19 protein-coding genes and 2 pseudogenes are annotated in these 16,872 nt (G+C 38.0%); 13 read left to right on the top strand and 8 right to left on the bottom strand.

All coding sequences use genetic code 11. The annotated features are described in order from the left end of the window. Positions 1-163 precede the first annotated feature (163 nt). The 3 genes from KOL94_RS21735 (at position 164) to KOL94_RS25480 (ending at position 1,353) form a co-directional block, all read left to right on the top strand. On the top strand, positions 164-508 hold the full coding sequence (locus KOL94_RS21735; RefSeq protein WP_221568775.1) for a hypothetical protein: 345 nt from the start codon (positions 164-166) through the stop codon (positions 506-508). Between the two features lie 91 nt (positions 509-599). Continuing rightward, on the top strand, positions 600-1,091 hold the full coding sequence (locus tag KOL94_RS25485; RefSeq protein ID WP_260412595.1) for an arginase family protein: 492 nt from the start codon (positions 600-602) through the stop codon (positions 1,089-1,091). Continuing rightward, positions 1,051-1,353, top strand: a complete 303-nt coding sequence (locus tag KOL94_RS25480; RefSeq protein ID WP_311775213.1) for an arginase family protein — start codon at positions 1,051-1,053, stop codon at positions 1,351-1,353. Before KOL94_RS25485 ends, KOL94_RS25480 begins: the two co-directional genes overlap by 41 nt. Before the next feature lie 417 nt (positions 1,354-1,770). Here the strand turns inward: KOL94_RS25480 and KOL94_RS21725 are convergent, their stop codons facing one another. Beyond that, positions 1,771-2,385 (bottom strand): TetR/AcrR family transcriptional regulator, encoded by a 615-nt coding sequence (locus KOL94_RS21725; protein ID WP_221568774.1) that lies wholly within the window; start codon positions 2,383-2,385, stop codon positions 1,771-1,773. A gap of 182 nt (positions 2,386-2,567) precedes the next feature. Here KOL94_RS21725 and KOL94_RS21720 point away from each other — a divergent pair, with 182 nt between their 5' ends. The 3 genes from KOL94_RS21720 to KOL94_RS21710 all read left to right on the top strand — a co-directional run bounded on the left by KOL94_RS21720 (position 2,568) and on the right by KOL94_RS21710 (position 5,233). Next, positions 2,568-3,746: a YhgE/Pip domain-containing protein gene (locus tag KOL94_RS21720; protein ID WP_221568773.1), complete on the top strand. Its 1,179-nt coding sequence runs from the start codon at positions 2,568-2,570 to the stop codon at positions 3,744-3,746. 214 nt (positions 3,747-3,960) lie between these two features. Further along, positions 3,961-4,809, top strand: a complete 849-nt coding sequence (locus tag KOL94_RS21715; protein ID WP_221568772.1) for an NmrA/HSCARG family protein — start codon at positions 3,961-3,963, stop codon at positions 4,807-4,809. Positions 4,810-5,101: 292 nt separating this feature from the next. Continuing rightward, entirely contained in the window at positions 5,102-5,233 is a 132-nt protein-coding gene (locus KOL94_RS21710; RefSeq protein WP_221568771.1) for an FMN-binding negative transcriptional regulator, read from the top strand. Between the two features lie 523 nt (positions 5,234-5,756). Here the strand turns inward: KOL94_RS21710 and KOL94_RS21705 are convergent. Further along, positions 5,757-6,626, bottom strand: coding sequence for a hypothetical protein (locus tag KOL94_RS21705; protein ID WP_221568770.1), 870 nt, complete (start codon positions 6,624-6,626; stop codon positions 5,757-5,759). A gap of 360 nt (positions 6,627-6,986) precedes the next feature. On the opposite strand from KOL94_RS21705, the gene KOL94_RS21700 reads away from it, so the two are divergent. The 5 genes and pseudogenes from KOL94_RS21700 (at position 6,987) to KOL94_RS21680 (ending at position 9,658) form a co-directional block, all read left to right on the top strand. After that, a complete protein-coding gene (locus KOL94_RS21700; protein WP_221568769.1) occupies positions 6,987-7,097 on the top strand; it encodes a hypothetical protein in 111 nt (36 codons plus the stop codon). 377 nt (positions 7,098-7,474) lie between these two features. Beyond that, a complete protein-coding gene (locus KOL94_RS21695; protein ID WP_221568768.1) occupies positions 7,475-8,053 on the top strand; it encodes a hypothetical protein in 579 nt (192 codons plus the stop codon). 319 nt (positions 8,054-8,372) lie between these two features. Further along, positions 8,373-8,528: pseudogene (locus KOL94_RS21690) on the top strand (zinc ribbon domain-containing protein); the annotation flags it as partial. Between the two features lie 197 nt (positions 8,529-8,725). Continuing rightward, complete coding sequence (locus KOL94_RS21685) at positions 8,726-8,968, top strand: hypothetical protein (protein ID WP_221568767.1); 243 nt, start codon at positions 8,726-8,728, stop codon at positions 8,966-8,968. A 510-nt stretch (positions 8,969-9,478) separates the two neighbouring features. Then, positions 9,479-9,658: a putative holin-like toxin gene (locus tag KOL94_RS21680; RefSeq protein ID WP_221568766.1), complete on the top strand. Its 180-nt coding sequence runs from the start codon at positions 9,479-9,481 to the stop codon at positions 9,656-9,658. A gap of 245 nt (positions 9,659-9,903) precedes the next feature. Here KOL94_RS21680 and KOL94_RS21675 read toward each other — a convergent pair whose 3' ends face one another. The 3 genes from KOL94_RS21675 to KOL94_RS21665 form a co-directional block, all read right to left on the bottom strand. Continuing rightward, positions 9,904-10,332, bottom strand: coding sequence for a hypothetical protein (locus tag KOL94_RS21675; RefSeq protein ID WP_221568765.1), 429 nt, complete (start codon positions 10,330-10,332; stop codon positions 9,904-9,906). Between the two features lie 600 nt (positions 10,333-10,932). Next, positions 10,933-11,571, bottom strand: coding sequence for an NAD(P)-dependent oxidoreductase (locus tag KOL94_RS21670; protein ID WP_221568764.1), 639 nt, complete (start codon positions 11,569-11,571; stop codon positions 10,933-10,935). A gap of 20 nt (positions 11,572-11,591) precedes the next feature. Continuing rightward, complete coding sequence (locus KOL94_RS21665) at positions 11,592-12,545, bottom strand: DMT family transporter (RefSeq protein WP_221568763.1); 954 nt, start codon at positions 12,543-12,545, stop codon at positions 11,592-11,594. A gap of 178 nt (positions 12,546-12,723) precedes the next feature. Here KOL94_RS21665 and KOL94_RS21660 point away from each other — a divergent pair. Next, positions 12,724-13,408 (top strand): annotated as a pseudogene (locus KOL94_RS21660) (aminotransferase-like domain-containing protein); the annotation flags it as partial. Between the two features lie 608 nt (positions 13,409-14,016). Here KOL94_RS21660 and KOL94_RS21655 read toward each other — a convergent pair. Both KOL94_RS21655 and KOL94_RS21650 read right to left on the bottom strand, forming a co-directional pair. After that, positions 14,017-15,216, bottom strand: a complete 1,200-nt coding sequence (locus tag KOL94_RS21655; protein WP_311775212.1) for an MFS transporter — start codon at positions 15,214-15,216, stop codon at positions 14,017-14,019. Beyond that, positions 15,209-15,466, bottom strand: coding sequence for an NAD(P)-binding domain-containing protein (locus tag KOL94_RS21650; protein WP_221568762.1), 258 nt, complete (start codon positions 15,464-15,466; stop codon positions 15,209-15,211). The genes KOL94_RS21655 and KOL94_RS21650 overlap by 8 nt, the downstream gene beginning before the upstream one ends. Positions 15,467-15,589: 123 nt before the next feature. Here KOL94_RS21650 and KOL94_RS21645 point away from each other — a divergent pair, with 123 nt between their 5' ends. After that, the gene (locus tag KOL94_RS21645; RefSeq protein WP_221568761.1) at positions 15,590-15,751 is read left to right on the top strand and encodes a zinc-binding dehydrogenase; all 162 of its coding nucleotides are present in this window, start codon (positions 15,590-15,592) and stop codon (positions 15,749-15,751) included. Positions 15,752-15,792: 41 nt separating this feature from the next. Here the strand turns inward: KOL94_RS21645 and KOL94_RS21640 are convergent, their stop codons facing one another. Further along, positions 15,793-16,743, bottom strand: coding sequence for a DMT family transporter (locus KOL94_RS21640; protein ID WP_221568760.1), 951 nt, complete (start codon positions 16,741-16,743; stop codon positions 15,793-15,795). Between the last annotated feature and the right edge of the window lie 129 nt (positions 16,744-16,872).

Raw genomic sequence — 16,872 nt, 5'->3', positions numbered from 1 at the left:
AAACTCCAAAATTGTCCATTAATACAACTTAATCCCATGATTCAAACCACTATTAATAATGAACCACTATAAAAACTTAAGAAATCTAAAGAAATCCAAAGATTACCCTTTCTTTATAGAGGGAGTTATCTTGAATAAGCAAAAAAATAAAAGGGGGGTAAAAATGAAGTTAATCAAGTTTGTTTTCGTTACTTTGCTCAGCCTTATGCTCTTTGCGTGTGAAAATAGTAATCAGTCCACTGAAGAAAAAAATCCTCAAATCAAACAAGATGATATTAATGAAAAGATAAAATATGGTGAACAAATATCAATGGAAAAGGCATTATCCGCAGTTTCATTTGTACCTAAACAAATTAATAGAGAAAATCCAATATTGGATTACAATTACGCTCTTTGTTCCATAAAAGGGGGCTTTAGCGGAGTAAAAGAAAGCCCAGTTCTCCTTATAGATTATGGGAGAATTGGGCTTTTTAATGCGCTTCAGCTTTGTTCATTCGTATGTTCCTAACGATGTCTCTTAACACGGGCGCCCGTCAAAGTGTAGCCTGATTATTTGCTAGTTGTTTAACTAATACAGCCAGTTGAGCAATAAAATGTTCATGATACAAGGATTTGGTACTTATAATCTAGATGAAAACATTGATTTGGCTCAGCTAAGTATCGTAGACCTAGGTGATGTAAAACAACATGTCACGGATATTACGCATACACATCAGCAAATTACAAAAGCAATGATATATATGCGCAGGCATCATCCCCTTACGATACCAATCGTTATGGGTGGGGATCACTCCATTACGGCTCAACTTGTAAAAGGTTGGAAGCAATCTCATACGGATGAAACGATAGGAATCCTTCAATTGGATACCCACTTTGATTTACGAGATACCTCTACATTTGGACCGGCAAATGGTACACCGATACGCCAGTTACTTGATGGTGGAGTAGTAAAAGGAGAGCACGTTCACAACATCGGGTTGCATGGATTTTTCAATTCACATGAATTGAAAGGTTTCGCAGATGAAAAAGGTACAAGCACGGAGAAAGGGAGTGGAATCTACCATCCATCAGGCTTTAGAGACATTGAATGAGGAGGTCGACACCATTTATTTGACGGTGGATATGGATGTTCTCGATATCACGAATGGAGCGGGTGCTCCAGTAGCAGCCCCTGGTGGAATGTACACAGCAGAGTTATTTGATGCCGTCCAATTGGCAGGACAACACACAAAAGTGAGGGCAATGGATATTGTCTGTCTCGATCCTCGAAAGGACATAGGTGAAATGCATGTAAAAGCTGCTGCCCATACGATCCTTTCATTTTTGACAGGATATTGCCAGCAGGGGAAATAAAAGCACACCTCAGGTCACCCGAATTGGGGGACTTGAGGTTTTTACTTGTTGAAGTAATCTAACTATTTATGCTGGAATTTGAGTTTACAGAATCTTTTATTCAGCAAACGGAGTTTTATTGAAAAAACAGTGATAAAAAAGAAGAAAAGTAAGCGAAAAGTATTGGTTATACAATCTAATATGTCTTTAAAATCGATAGCTGAAGTTTGAGGCAATACTAAAGAGACCTTTGAAAAATACAAGGTAGCATTAACAGAAAAACCTTGGAAAGTATAGTTAAAAAATGTATTTCCATTACTTCAAGAATTGAATAAGGCTGTCGGTGGTTCATCAGCTACACCTGAGGTTAGTGATTGATTATACAGTTAACGTCGTCAAATTTTTGCTGTTTTGTCGTCTTGCACAAAGGTCTGACACCTAAGGTTGTTTGTCGATTTTAAATCCGGCTGCTTGCATAGGACCGCCAGTAATGATTTTCGATAGCTGTTGTGCCATTTCCTTTGAAGACGGTTTTGTATCTTGCTTTAGCCACCAATGTACGACCCCGACAAACGCAGCACCGATAAAGTGAGAGATCAAATCTTTTGGAATTTGGTAGTCTTCAGGGCGAACCCCGAGATCCGCGAATTTTTGGCTAAAATGTTCCCGAATCACTTCCTCGAGGTTCGTTCGGAAGTTGTGAATGCCATGTACCCCAAACATAACCTCAAAGAAGGAAAGATTCTTTTCTACACTGCCATATACCTTTTCAATTGTTGTTTGTAATCTTTCCAATTGAACTTCTTGTTCCTGTATATGTTGAACTGGATTAAGTTCGTCTGTTAACTCTTGAATGATCGTGTTGCTCATCGTATTAAGCAGATCATGCTTATCTTCATAATGGAGATAGAACGTTGCTCTATTGATCAGCGCTTCATCTGCAATATCTTGAATTGTGACGGAGTCGAACCTTTTTTTCTGGATCAACTTCAGGAATGCTTCATTAATCATTTTTCTTGTCCTTTTCACACGCAAATCCACTTTTTTGCTCATTTATTACCCTACCATTTCTTTTCGTTTTGTAAATTAAACAACATTCTTTTGTAAGATGTCGGATATTCTACGGATCAGCGAATATTGGTTATTGAACGAATGTCATTTTCTTTTATAATGACAGTGTACACAACAATTTGTTACTTAACAAACAGATTGTCGAATTAAGGGAAGTGTGAAATATGGTGAAAAAATTATTTCAACAAAAATTTTTTTGGGGAGGATTTGTCGGTATTCTAGTGGTTGTCTTCATCTTCACATTTGCATTTATGGGGTCATCTGTGAATCCGACAGTAAAGGAAATGCCTTTTGCTGTAGTTATTCAAGATGAGGGGGTGTCCCTTCCGAATGGCCAGCAATTGAATATCGGAAAAATACTGGAGGAGCAGATCAAAAAGAATCAGACCGATTCGATTAAGTGGACATTTTTAAATAGCCGTGAAAAAGCAGAAGAAGGAATGAGTCAGAAGGAATATTATGCAGCGGTTGTCATCCCTAGTGATTTGTCTCAGAACATTTTTTCATTAGTAAGCCCAAAGCCGGGAAAAGCAGAAATCCAAGTCCTTATTAACGAAGGGATGAATGCAACTGGGGCGAAAATCGCTGGTCAAATGACAACAGGGATCTTATCAAAACTTAATCAACAGGTGCAACAAACGTTGTATGACCAAGTTGCCGGGCAGCAAAAAACGCTTACTGTAGAACAATCCAAAGCATTGGTACAGCCGATTCAAGTAAAGACAGAAAAGCTGAATCCTGTTCCAAGCCACACGGCCAACGGGAATGCACCAGCATTGTTTACGCAAATCCTTTGGCTTACTACATTCATTAGTTCCATGATTATTTACACTGCTTTCAATAAGACCGGAATCAAAAAATGGACTTTCCTCGCTATTGTTAGTCAAATTCTCGCAGGGTTGCTTTTCGTTACAACGATCAGCGGATTGATGTTCTGGTTGACGAAAGATGTGCTGGATGTAGCCATACCGAATAGCGGGGAAATGTTCATGCTCATGCTATTCATAGGACTCATGTTCTATTTTATCCAGGGAGCATTCTTAAACTGGATCGGATATGTAGCGGCTCCATTATTCGTCCTGCTCTTTTTCTTCTCTATGCCCGTGCTGACAATGCCGCCAGAAATGCTTCCGGACGTTACAAAGGATTGGCTCTATTCATGGGTTCCGTTCCGGTACAGTGTCGAATCATTCCAGGATGCCTTTTTCTTTGGTAGGAATCCTTTAGCAGACGGAACCGGCGTACTCGGGTATTTCGGATTAGCCGGACTCGTGATCATGCTAATGGCGGTAATCAAGCCAAAACCTGTCAAGAAAACCGAGAAGAGCGTTACAGTCGAGTAAAAATGATAGGTTCGAAACATCAGTTACGGAAACGATAGCAAAGATTCGTGAGTATGTGAATCATCATATAAAAGAGGATATAACAAAACTTACCCTTTAACTCTCTAAGTTTGAGGGGGGAGGTGAAATTCGACCACAGCTCACTTCATAAATGGTCGATTCAGCGTTCAAGGAACAATAAGGCTGGGATACAAAATAGAAGGAGGATTTCTACATGACAAATTCAGACAAAACCATTTTAGTGTTGGGTGCCACGGGAAAACAGGGAGGCGCAGTTGCCAGGAAGTTGTTAGCTGATGGGTGGTCCGTGCGCGCGGTTTCGCGGCACCCGGATCAACCGGCTGCACAAGAACTGCAAAAAAAAGGCGCCACAGTCGTTCAAGCGAACATGGATGATCAGCAATCTCTCTTGGACGCTATGCGCGGAGTTTACGGTGTTTATAGTGTTCAACCTTTGTATTCAAAGGATTTCGAAAAAGAGATCCAACAAGGGAAAAGAGTTGCGGATGTTGCCAAACAGGTCGGCGTCTCACATTTTGTATACGGCTCGGCCGGCGGCGCTGAAAGAGATAGTGGGGTTCCCCATTTTGAAACAAAGTGGCAAGTTGAGAAATATGTACGTGCGATTGGTTTACCTTTTACGATTCTCCGTCCAACTGGTTTCATGGAAAACTTTATAGGATTTACTCAAGTTCATGAACAAAAATTGATGATACAGGGATTTATGGTTGTGAATACGAAATTACAAATCATCGCAGCGCAAGATATTGGAGCGTTTGCTGCAATTGCCTTTAACAACCCGGAAAAATACAAGGGAAAGGCCATTGAAATTGCCGGGGACGAAGTGACGCTTTCAGAAGTGGCAAAAGTGTTTAGTCAAGTATTTGACACGCCATGTGAAGTATTGGAGTCTGCCAGGGAACAATTTCAGAAAAATAAAATGTTTGAATGGTTAGAAACGGAAGGGTATCAAGCTGACATTCCTTCACTACGTAAAATTCATCCCGATTTGCTTGATTTATCAACCTGGGTTAAAAATTCGGGATGGGATCCATTTGCTTAAGAAGAAAAAGGTGCTAATGTATAATCAATGAATCAGGGGGCAAACCTAAAACAATAGGTTTGTCCTCTTTTCTTTTTGATTCAAATTTGGCGTGGAAAATCCAACCCCCAAACCAGCATAGTAGTGTAGGAAAAAGAATAATGGATGTCGAAATAATTAATAGTTAAATATACATAAAAGAGAGGGAGGAAAACTAAGTAAGGTGTAAATTAAATATAATGCCCCTCCCTATTTCAAGCCGCCATAAAGAATTATGGAGAGTGTTACGTCGTAGATAACCCTCGAGTAAATAATGGAACAGAATGATGAATTTATTTATGACTTAATTCAAGAGAATAGCTTCGCTACATTTTTCTCACAACATGAAGAAGAACCCTTCGCCACTCATATTCCCTTAATGATTGATGAGAATATGGAATATTAAAATGGTGAGACGAATTCAAGTTTTCAACTAAAAGGGCGCGTGCGACAAGTTAAGCTATAAGCACTTCTCAGCACGAAAGCAAAATCTTAACAGTACAATGGGGAATGGGAATGAAGGGGCCATGTTTCCGGAAACCACCCCATCAACACTCCTGCATACTTTAAGATGGACAGATCTTAGAGCATAAAGCACAGGTATATTGGACAGAACGAAGTATAGGGAAGCAAAAGATAAAATAAATTTAATTCGGCTTGATAAATCATCTAATGAAAGAGATGAAAACATTCTTAGATTTTTAATTCTTATAAAATATAGTACATAGAGTGAAGTTGTTTTTAAAAAATTGGGGAAATACACAGAAACTTCTTGTTAAACCGTTATATCCAACTAACGGTGAGCGATTCTATTCATAACCACTAATTTCAAGCCAAAACACGCTAGATTATATAAAAAACATTGTATTTTGGCTTGTGATTCTTTTTAATAAATACCTTGTTTGCTTATTTTATGCTTCTCCACCTTTTCACTTATCCGGTCGGGACAGTACCCGGTTGAAATAAAGGCTGCTGAAAAGAACTATGAGATCAGAAGCGGCGAAAAGCCATAAATCCCACAAGTGCTTATAGATAAAAATATCGAATTGAATTAAAACAATATAACTTAGCCATATCGCGGCCGTCAAAAATGATAGATAAACCCAATGGCGCTTGTAACAGCAAACAAACGCAATTAAATAACCGCGTGTAAGGCAATAAATGAGAATTACAATGACCGTATCCCTTGAAGGATTGTCGAACCAGTCGACAGCAAACTCATAATGGCCGGATAAGGTTGGAATGGCGATCACATCTGTATAAAGTGTAAAAGCGAAGCACCCCAATGTGAACATTCGAAAGAATCTGTAAGAACCGTCCAATAGACATCTGTACCACACTTTTCCGATATAGAAGTAGATTAAAAGCCCGATAGCCGTGTAAGTGGGATGCCACCAGTTCAATTTATACACTTTTAGTGCTAAAAAAGCGTACTCTATTCCGACAAACATCGCGATAAATAGCAATATAAACCCAAACCCTAGATTAAATGCAGCGACAAATATGGCAACTGAGGAAACAAAAAACCTTTGTGAGAGATAAGCGCCAAAAGTATTATCGTAATACCAATCATTCCATACTTGAGGATAATATTCGTAGCTTTCAAATAAGAAGAATATCACAATTTCCAAAAAACCCGCGATTGCACTCATACTAAAATACAACACCACAAGTTTCATATCCTTCTTTTTCAACAAAGTGAAGACTAGTAGAAGTACAAAAATGATGCCGGGAATGAGAAACCATACTGTGTTTCCTGCCATGATATGCTGTCTAATCAGTAATATATATGAATACATAAGCCCCCCTGTATTAGATAGTTATTTAACAGTATTAACAGGTGGGAACATTTTAGTCAGTTGTTTTTACAACTAAATAGTCTTAATAAGATCATTCAGTGACACCAGAGATTTGATTTCCTTAGGCATGTTTGTATCAGATGTATATACTTTTCATTTCACTGTTTTAGAAGAAAATTCAATAAAAAGTAAGACGTTTAGTGTTTAAAAGGTTAGGTTAAGGTGCTTTTTTCCAACTGAATCATTTGACGTAATCGGCAAGTAAAATGTCGCTTTTTACTAGTGACGGAGTAACATTGGAAAGATAATATATTAACTGAGCAGCAAACAAAACGAAAGTACAGTACGGACAAAGCTTGTATGCTAACCGACAATGTTACTGAGAATAATCTTGTGTTAGGAAACGGAAGAATCGTATTGAGCCCTGAAGCCGCTAAATGGTTGGCAGAAGAATTGAAAAAGAATGTTTAATAGAAGGTTTAATGTTTAAAGAATTGGAGGACCTTTTTTAAGAGTACCAGAGAGGTTCTCCCTTATTTATGCATCTGCTTTTTACAGAAACTTCAACTCATTGTGTGGAATGAAGTGTGTATGATGCACATTATCCAGTAAAATGGTTTCGATCACTGATATGGATTAATCACGACAAAAAGAAAATTAGCTATCAAAGACATTAAAACTCCCTATAAATATAGACGAAACAAAAGGGGTTCGATAGAAAATTGCTTGGGGTATGTATTATAGATGAGTTTCTAATTTTATAAAAACCAACGTCAAAGAGGATGAGATGATATGAAAAATAGTCTGTTCATTGTATTAATGTTAACTTTGACAACTCTTCTGTATGGGTGTCAGAAGAAAAGGGCAAAGGAAATGATCAAGATGATCCTAATCCAGAAAGCAGTGAAATGAAGGAAGAAACTGACTCTGTTACTTTTCAAGTTGAAGGGGAGGAAATCAACCTAAAAAGATCGACAATCCTATCGGACCAAGTTGAAATATTGCTTCCTGAGTCCTTTGATGTAATGGATGAAGAGCAGGCGAAGTTGAAATATCCCGGTGAACGAAGACCGACGCTCATATACACCAATGAGAATGCAACTGTTAACATTGCATTCAATCATACGGAAAATAAAGCAAGCAATAAGCAAATGGAAGAAGTGTTAAAGGGTATGGTAGAAACGTTCGAAAACATGTATCCTTCTGCAGAATGGCTTAATAAAGAAGTTTATGAGATTCATGGAAAAAATGTTGCCAGTATGGAACTTATAACACCTGCGATGGATACGGAAATTTATAATTTTATGTTCATGATGGAATTGGACGGGAAACTTTTGCTTGCGACAGTAAACAGCACCAAAGAACAGATGGAAGACTGGCAGCCAATCGCAAAAGAAATGATGAAATCAATTAATATGGTCGATTGACTGCAAACTCGGAATGCCTAGGATTCTATGGATGATGAAAATTGTATTAGTAGATCCACAAAAATAGTAAATAAACCGCCCGTAAAACGGGCGGTTTTAACGTTTTCCGAAAGAAGTCTCCATCTTCAAGAGTGTGTAGGACGAAGCCCAACGGTAAGGTGGAGATGAATGTCGGTTAGCGTTAACGAAAACTCTTGTATGCTATTTCTAACATTGATATAAATTGATAAATCTATCAAATACCCTACACCTGCACAATACAAATCTGATTTTCCGTTTCTAAAGGAACTGGAAAGGTCGTGACTTGATAATAGCACCTAAAAATGATGCAAGCAGTTAATTATGTTCTTGTTGTGGATATAAAAACAAGGAAGTCAAGACTCTAAATCTTAGAGAATGGATTTGTCCTGAATGCAATAGCCATCATGACAGAGATATAAATGCAAGTATCAACCTACTAAATCTAGCCATGTAGTCGGCACTATCTTTAGGAGTAGGGACTACCCTTATCGCTTGGTAAATATAGATAGCTAACAAAAGGATCTACTTCCCAAGACACACCCATTTCAAACAACCCGTAAGGGGGTTAAGTGGCGTTTCATTCACTTTCACCATAACAATACTATGTTATAATGAGATGAAATGAATTCAATTTTTAAGGTGTGTTTTAAAATGGAAAATGAACAACTTTTAAAAATTATTATAGAACGATTTGATAAAGTTGATCAGCAAATTAACGAAGTTTTACAAAGGCTAGAGGTTATTGAACAGGGTCAACAAGAAGATATAAAAGGGGCACTTACTCTAATTAACAAAAAAGTTGACAGTATTACCTATGACATTGACTATTTAAGCGAAAAAACAGGAAAGCATGATACAAAAATAAATAGCATTGAGAAAAGAATCCAGTCATAAAAAAAAGGCTGGATTTATTTTTTGTGTATATAAGGAAACTTTATTTGAAAAAAGGGGGGTCTTCTGTAAAAAGGCTTGTACGTACCTTATTCCTTTTGCGATCAATTACTCTAATCTATCATTGATCCGACGAATTCCAAATCGAAATTTAGATTTCAAAACATAGAAAAGATGACAAATGTCACTTAATCAAATGACAAAAATAACTACAAAAGATAAACAACCCTGCGTTAAACTAATAAGCAAATGGAGCAATTCTAGATATTAAAAAGACTTTGGTCTTCAAAACACGAGTCTCCCCATCTATTCTAGTCTAGAAGTTTAAAAACCCTTGGTCTCTAAAACCAAAGGTTTAACCATCTAGATTTCCAAACCGTCTGATTGGCACCTTTGCTCAGTAAATACGCTGAACAAAGGATATGCAAAATCAAGGAATCGAAACAGTTGTTGATCCCACACCAAATGAATGTGGCGGACGGTGGCAATCCCCTCACGAAAGGGGTGTCACTGATGATGTCAACATACAAAGCATTAACAATCATGATTGCTTTTGCAACACTAGTCGTATTAATCATCACCGCAAACGAAAAAAGTAACCACCCTGCATCGGCCAATGTAAGGGTATGGTTACTTTTTTCACATATCACTCTGCATATGAGCCACCGCACTTCCTGCGGAGTAGCTGCCTGAGCATCGGTATAATCAGCACCGATGCTTTTTACCTTATGTTTGTTATCAAAATTATATGCGTTATAAGCACAAGATACAAGTCACTGGCGATGGTACAGAAAACCGCAGGTCAGACACGGTGCGCTCCCCGGAAAAGAAATACTAATTAGGATGACCCTTGATTCCATTATATAAAAAGGGGGTTTAGGAACAAGAATCACTCAGATACAAATAAGGAGCTGTCAGCACTAACCATTTTAGGATCATTAATCCCAAAAGTACATGGCAGGTTTCTCTCCACTTTTCCATGGGTTTTCATATGCTAAAGCGTAAAATTCTGCCCGGTTATTTGAACCGTCAACCAAGTTATCAATGTTCCAATACACGGATTCTCTATTTCCTAATTTTGCTTGACCTACATAATCATCATTGTTAGATCCAGGGTCCGATTCCCATAATTGAACCGTAACCGTTTTATCAAAAGCCCTGGCTTCCATCATAAAACTTCCACCCGTAGACTGGCAATTAACCGTCTGAAAATAATCATATGTGTCGTTATAAAAAAAATTGAACGTACCTTGCCAATCCCATTCTCCATTTCCTCCATTAAGTTTAGGATCTGCAGCATGAACAGATGTTATAGGGATGACCATGATAAGGGTAAGTGCAGTCAAAAACAAACTGAATTTTTTCAAGAAAAACACTCCTCTTCTATTACTATTTGTGCCATCTTGATTAGCCTATTCATTGGACTTTTTATAGACGATCTAAATTAAAGGGGGCTTTCGTCTAATGTAAGGGATGGTTGATTTTTTCTTCTGATACTTGGATTTAGTGTCCAAGTATCAGAAGTAAGGAAGGTAGGAATTCATTTGGGGATTCCTTAATGCTTTGATCGGTTTAGGCTTTATGTATCTTGAAAACCTTCAAATCGAAAAAAGCTTTGGATCGACTTATTGTTTATTAGTTTATTTTATCTTACACTCCACGGTATTTATAGTCACATTTGTCATTAAAAGCAATGACAAATGTCAGGTTTCATAGATAGTAGTGTAAAGTCCGCAACACGCAGTGAGTAAAGGGTGAAACCCGGCGCTGTGGGAGGAATTCAAACTTCTCATAGCGTCGGGTTTCCGCATGAGGTCTCTATAGGGGCGGACAAAAAAACGTGTGATCCTCTCCTCACAACTGGGGAAAAGCGTGTTGAGTACCACAAGTAGGACAAAGAAAGTGAAACATTACCTTCCTCCGTACTTTTGAAGTAAGAGTGTATACTTTAGCTAAAAAACTAATCGTTACGATGATTCTGAAACAACTGTAAATCGCTCATTAATATGCTGTGGGTTTTCAATTTCGTCTACCACGGCTATTGAAAGGTCCGCATAACTGATATAGCTTTCCCCCTTGGTATTTTTAAGCAAGTTGTCTTTTCCTTTTTGATATACACCTGTTTTTGGTCCTTCCGGGTCAAAAAAAGCGGGGGGACTGACATAGGTCCATGTGATACCCTGAGATTCCCGCAACTCTTGAAGATTTTTTGTCTGCCCGATTGCAGTGCGTTGCACATTTTCGGGTAAGTCTTCTGTATCAATGAGGCGAGTGGTTTGCTTTTCATCAACATAAAGACTTCCAGCTCCTCCGATGACAATGACCCTTGTATTGGTTCCATTTAAAGCTTCAATCAAGGCATGGCCGGCTGTCACGTGGGGTTTTTCTTCACCGATCGGTGCGCCGAACGCATTCACGACCACGTCGTATGGCTTGAGATCATTCGGAGTCAAATCATAAATATTTTTTTCTACCACATTGACATCGGGATGGGTTATACTTGTGCCATTCCTTACGATTGCAGTGACATCATGATTCCGTCTCAATACTTCTTTTAAAATCATTTTTCCCGATTTTCCACTTGCTCCAATAATCCCTATTTTCATTTCTAATTCCTCCTTGATTTTTAGTTAGCCCTTTCTCGTAATGCATTCGTTGAATCCTCATTCTGCATTTTTTGCCCTAAAAGATTTGTGCCCAGCACCCCTGCGATAATAAGACCCGAACCAATTATATGGTATGTTGATATGTTTTCATCAAGAAAGATCACACCTGCTGCAATCGCAATAATTGTTGACAAATTGGTAAATACATTCGCTTGGGAAGCTTCAATTTTTGACAATGCATAGCTTGTTGCCAATGCTGTTATCAGTGTGGACATCACGCCAAGATAAAAAATCGACAAGATGAATGTGCCACTGGTGAGCGGTACAAAAAAATCGTCAAGCGTTCCGGTGATTGAATGGTTTGTTAACGAAATGACCAAAAAAACAATGAATCCGGTCCCCAACATGAAATAACTGATTTCCACCGGGGTGAACGTTTTCAGAAGTGATCTTGCCAGAACGCTATATCCGGCAACAGCCATGCATGAGGTGAGCAGAAGGAAAATACCTGTCAGGTTCGACAAATTCAAGCTGCTTCCTTTCATGATAAAAATGAAAACAACACCAAATACTGACATGAAGATTGACAGCTTCTGCAACAAGGTTGTGCGTTCCTTCAAAAATATAGAAGCCAATATCATGGTGGCGATCGGTGTAAAAGCGAATAAAATACCCCCTGCAGCCGAAGTTGCGTGTTCAAGTCCAAACGTTTGGAACGTGAAAAACCCGAGTGGGTACATGGTGGCGAGCAGAAGGACTTTATACAATGGTTTGCCGTGATAATTAAGCTTGATCCAACCAAATATAACAGGAATGGACATACCCGCAAATGAAGCGGAAAACCTGTATGCCAGCATATCAAACGGGGAGGTGTATTCAAGCGCCACTTTGACAAATAAAAATGAAAACCCGATGATTGTTGCGTTCAACACAGCAGCCAAATAGGCGAGTTTTAATCCGTTTTGTTTTATCATGGTATCCTCCTTTCTTATGCCATTGAACGATGTTCATAGCTATGTGATGATACATCATAAAAAGAATAAGATAAGAAATCGGTTCGAACAATATCATTTTCCCCAAACTGTATCGATACAGTTTTTAATGTTTTGTATAATGAAAGATAGATCTACGATTCCCGAAGGGAGAACCGTTATGAAAAAATATGTGTCCATCCTTTTAGACATGGAGGAAAAAATCATGAACCATCAATACAGTCCGGGTCAAAAACTTCCGTCTGTTCGAAAGGCTGCAAAAATATATGATTGCAGCATCAGCACGATCACAAGTGCATATTCAGAGTTAGAGAAACGTCACGTCATTTATTCGGTGCCGCAAAGCGGCTTTTACGTGGTGGCAAAACCAGATGATGAGTCTGATCATAAGGGAAATGAAATGATTGATTTTACCTCCGCTTCACCGGATTTGAACGTGTTTCCGTATTTGGATTTTCAACATTGTTTAAACAAGGCGATTGATATGTACAAATATCATCTGTTTACGTATGGTGGGTGACCCACAGGGATTGGACCAGCTCAGACAAACCTTTGTTTCCCATCTAGCTGATGATCAGGTGTTTGCCAAAGCTGAACAGATATTTGTCACATCAGGCATTCAGCAGGCGCTGGGAATATTGGCGAAGATGCCGTTTCCGAATGGAAAGACAACCATTCTGGTTGAACAGCCAAGTTACGGTATTTATTTACGCATTTTGGAGGAGTCGGGTATTTCGGTTCATGGAATCGCTCGTTCAGCAGCAGGTATTGATTTGGGGGAATTGGAGAAGCGATTCAAAAATGATGACATCAAATTTTTTTATACGATGTCGAGGTACCACAACATGGCATTCACAATTTCCGAACGAACCTTGAGGAAGTGATTCGGGAACATTTCAGCCAAAAATCATGATGTGATAGCGCCCAAAAACCCTTTCATCATAGGGTTTGAGAACAAATTGACTGGATTATGACTGTATTTTAAAATCAAATGTAAAATTAAGAAGCCCTTTAAAAGTTCTCTAGACTTTTTAAAGGGTTTCTTTATACTTTGCAGAAGTATCTTGAATTTCTAAATTTATCGAAGAATTGTTAAATCGGTCTTTGTTTGTACATGGTATTCCAAAGTGGTTCCTACGCTGCTTTAGGGATAATGGATATCACTCTTACAGAAAAACCCAATTCGAAAAAGACTTTATAGTTTACAATTCAAACGGATACAATCTATTTTGGCTTTCAAGAAGTAAGTCAACCATGAATCACATTCCCCATCACGATAAACCAGTGTACCTTGACAAAGCTACATAGTAGATAACTAGAAAAATGAGTCTTGCCAGAAATTGAATTAATCATATAAACATACCATCAATAGTAATCATTTAAGAGCCGGATACATCATTATACCCGGCTCTTTCACTATTTTTATTAATGTAAGAATTTATTAATCTAAATTTCAATTCAACCGAGATTTAAATGCATATAATTTCCCATTATAAACAAACATGAATCCAATGATACTTAATGCTAACAATACCCAAGAGAAACTTCCTGCACCAGACTGATTTAGTATTAATCCACCTAGGACGCCACCTCCGGCGACAGAAAGATTAAATATGGTTACAAAAATAGATTGAGCCACATCTGCATTGTTTCCAGCAGCGTCTGCCATCGATGTTTGCAATAATGTTGGTGCTCCACCAAACGTGAGTCCCCAAATCGCTATGGAGAGAAAAATCAACCATGGTATTCCACTTGATATACCTAACACGAGAGAACTGACAGCAAATGCGCCCAAACTCATAAGTGTTAATAATCGTAAGTGATGGTCAATAAATAACCCGATGCCCCAAATACCAATCATTGATGAAATACCAAATATAAATAATGCAACACCAACATATTTTCCTAGTTCAACATGAGCCATGTATGGTGCAATATATGTGTAGAGGATATTATGTGCTAAAATCCATACGAATACGACACATAATATTGGACGGATGCCAGGTAATTTGAAAATTTCATATAGTGACTGCTGTCTCTCAGCAGGTTGTCCTGGATAATCTGGGATTTTCATTGCTATCCATATGATTAAACAAAATGTCACCGTACTAATCAGGAGAAAGATAGTCTGCCATTCCAAATACATAGCCAACCAAGTGCCAAGAGGTACACCTAATGACAAAGCAATTGGCTGCCCTGTACCGGCAATCGCTAGAGCCCGGCCTTGTAAAGATGGTTTTACCATTCGACGGGCATATCCAGCTACTAATCCCCAAAGTAACCCAGTCGACATCCCAGCGATGAAACGTAAAATTAAAGTCAGTACATACTCATTCGATAATGCTGTTAATGTGTTCGCGATAAATAAGATACATAGTGCCATCAATAACACTTTCTTTCTATGCCAACCTTGTGTCAATGTAACCAATGGAATTGCTGCAACTACAGAACCAATCGCAAAAAGTGTGACAAATTGCCCCGCTAATGCCTCTGAAATACTTAGCCCTTCACTAATTTGAGGAAGTAGTCCAGCAGGAATGGTTTCTGTCATAATCGCAAGAAAACTAGCGACTGAAAGTGCAATTAGATTCCATATCGGTAGTTTATCTTTGTAACCTGTTGCTTGATGTTCTAAAGTCATATCTTTATTCACTTTTCTTTCCTATTAAACCTGAAGTTTGGAAATAAGGGTTATCCACCGGTCCACCGGTCACGACATCTACTACGAGTTCTGGATTAAAAACCAATTCCTTAGCAATAGTTAGGCTTTCAGCAACACCGTGCGCCCAAACACGTATTTCAAATGCCTTCTGTAGATTTTTACCGATGGGTGTGCCCATAATCCCTGTACCTAGAACAGTCACTGTTTTTACTGCAGTTTCTAATTTATTTTGATTAACCATGAATATTCCTCCTTATTTTGATGACTCCATTATGATGGGAGAAGAAATGATTTTGGGAATAAAAAATAAACTTTGTATCGATACACTTTTGATCCCAGGGATTGGAGCGGCGTAGCAACCTTTATGGGCAGTCGAGTAGAATTTGGAGAAATGATTCAATTCGTTTCTGAGCATCAATTGAGACCCATTGTTGACAGTATGTATGCATTATCTGATATAGCGCAAGCGATGAACAGAATGAAATTAGGCACTCACTTTGGTCATGTTGCTTTACAAGTAAACTAAGTTAAGAATCATCATGAAAAAATACAAGCACCCTTTCAAATTTAAAAAAGGTGCTTGTATTTTAATATGAAATATAATAAATTGTTTCCCTTTTGAACGCTATTTCGAGTTTTCTTTTTCACATTCACTAAAATCACTCCAATAATGATGATTAACGACCCAATCATATGATAATAATGAAATGGTTCGCTTAAAATGAATACACCGGAAAGAATCGTAATTAATGTGGCCACATTATTGAACACACTGACTTGAATCACCGGTAATTTGGATACGGCATAAATCGATAATAAAGATGTTCCAAAGGTAGATAGTACCCCTAAAAATAAAATGGATAATAAATATGGGATTTCTGTCAAAGAACCCATATATTCATTAGCTGATCCTCCACTTATAAAATAGGCCACATTAAAGAATATAAATCCAATCACCATAATGTATATTGTGATTTGAATCGGGGCAATGGTTCGAGTCGCACTTCTCGACATTACTTGCCAAATAGCAGTGGATAGAATAGATAATATAATTAAAAGATTACCGATTAAATGAAAATCATAACTGCCTGAGCTGTTCATCATCTGCAAGTAAATGACGCCAACAACACTTAAAAGGATACCAATACCTTGGACTTTTCGGACGTGTTCCTTTAAAAATATACTGGCTAACAAGACTGTTAACGCCGGGGCAATGGCTTGGATAATCCCTGCTTCTGTTACTGTCGTTTGATCCAGTCCAAGTATTTGACTGCTGAAAAATATAATCGGATAGAATAATGAAATAATCAATACGATTGTCACTTCTCTTTGATATAACCTCAAATTAATTGGTTTGATTATAAGAAATATCAGAAAGACTAAAAAAGCAAATGTAAATCGCTGTGCCAGTATGAGTAACTGCCCTTCATACGTTAATGATATTTTAACAAACATAAAGGACAAGCCAATGATAACAGAGAACGCAACAGCTGCCAGTATTGCACTATTTTTCCTCATAATTTCCCCTCCTCACTTTTAGCATATAAGAAACATATTTAATAGATTGAATTTATTTATTGTGGTGTATCGATACAAATGAAGCAAAATAAAAGATGGTTGAAGTAATTGTATGGTAACCTTATTGAT

Origin of the sequence: Alkalihalobacillus sp. TS-13 (genome assembly GCF_019720915.1) — a bacterium.
Lineage (GTDB): Bacteria > Bacillota > Bacilli > Bacillales > Fictibacillaceae > Pseudalkalibacillus.
This window is presented reverse-complemented; position numbering and strand designations above follow the sequence as displayed.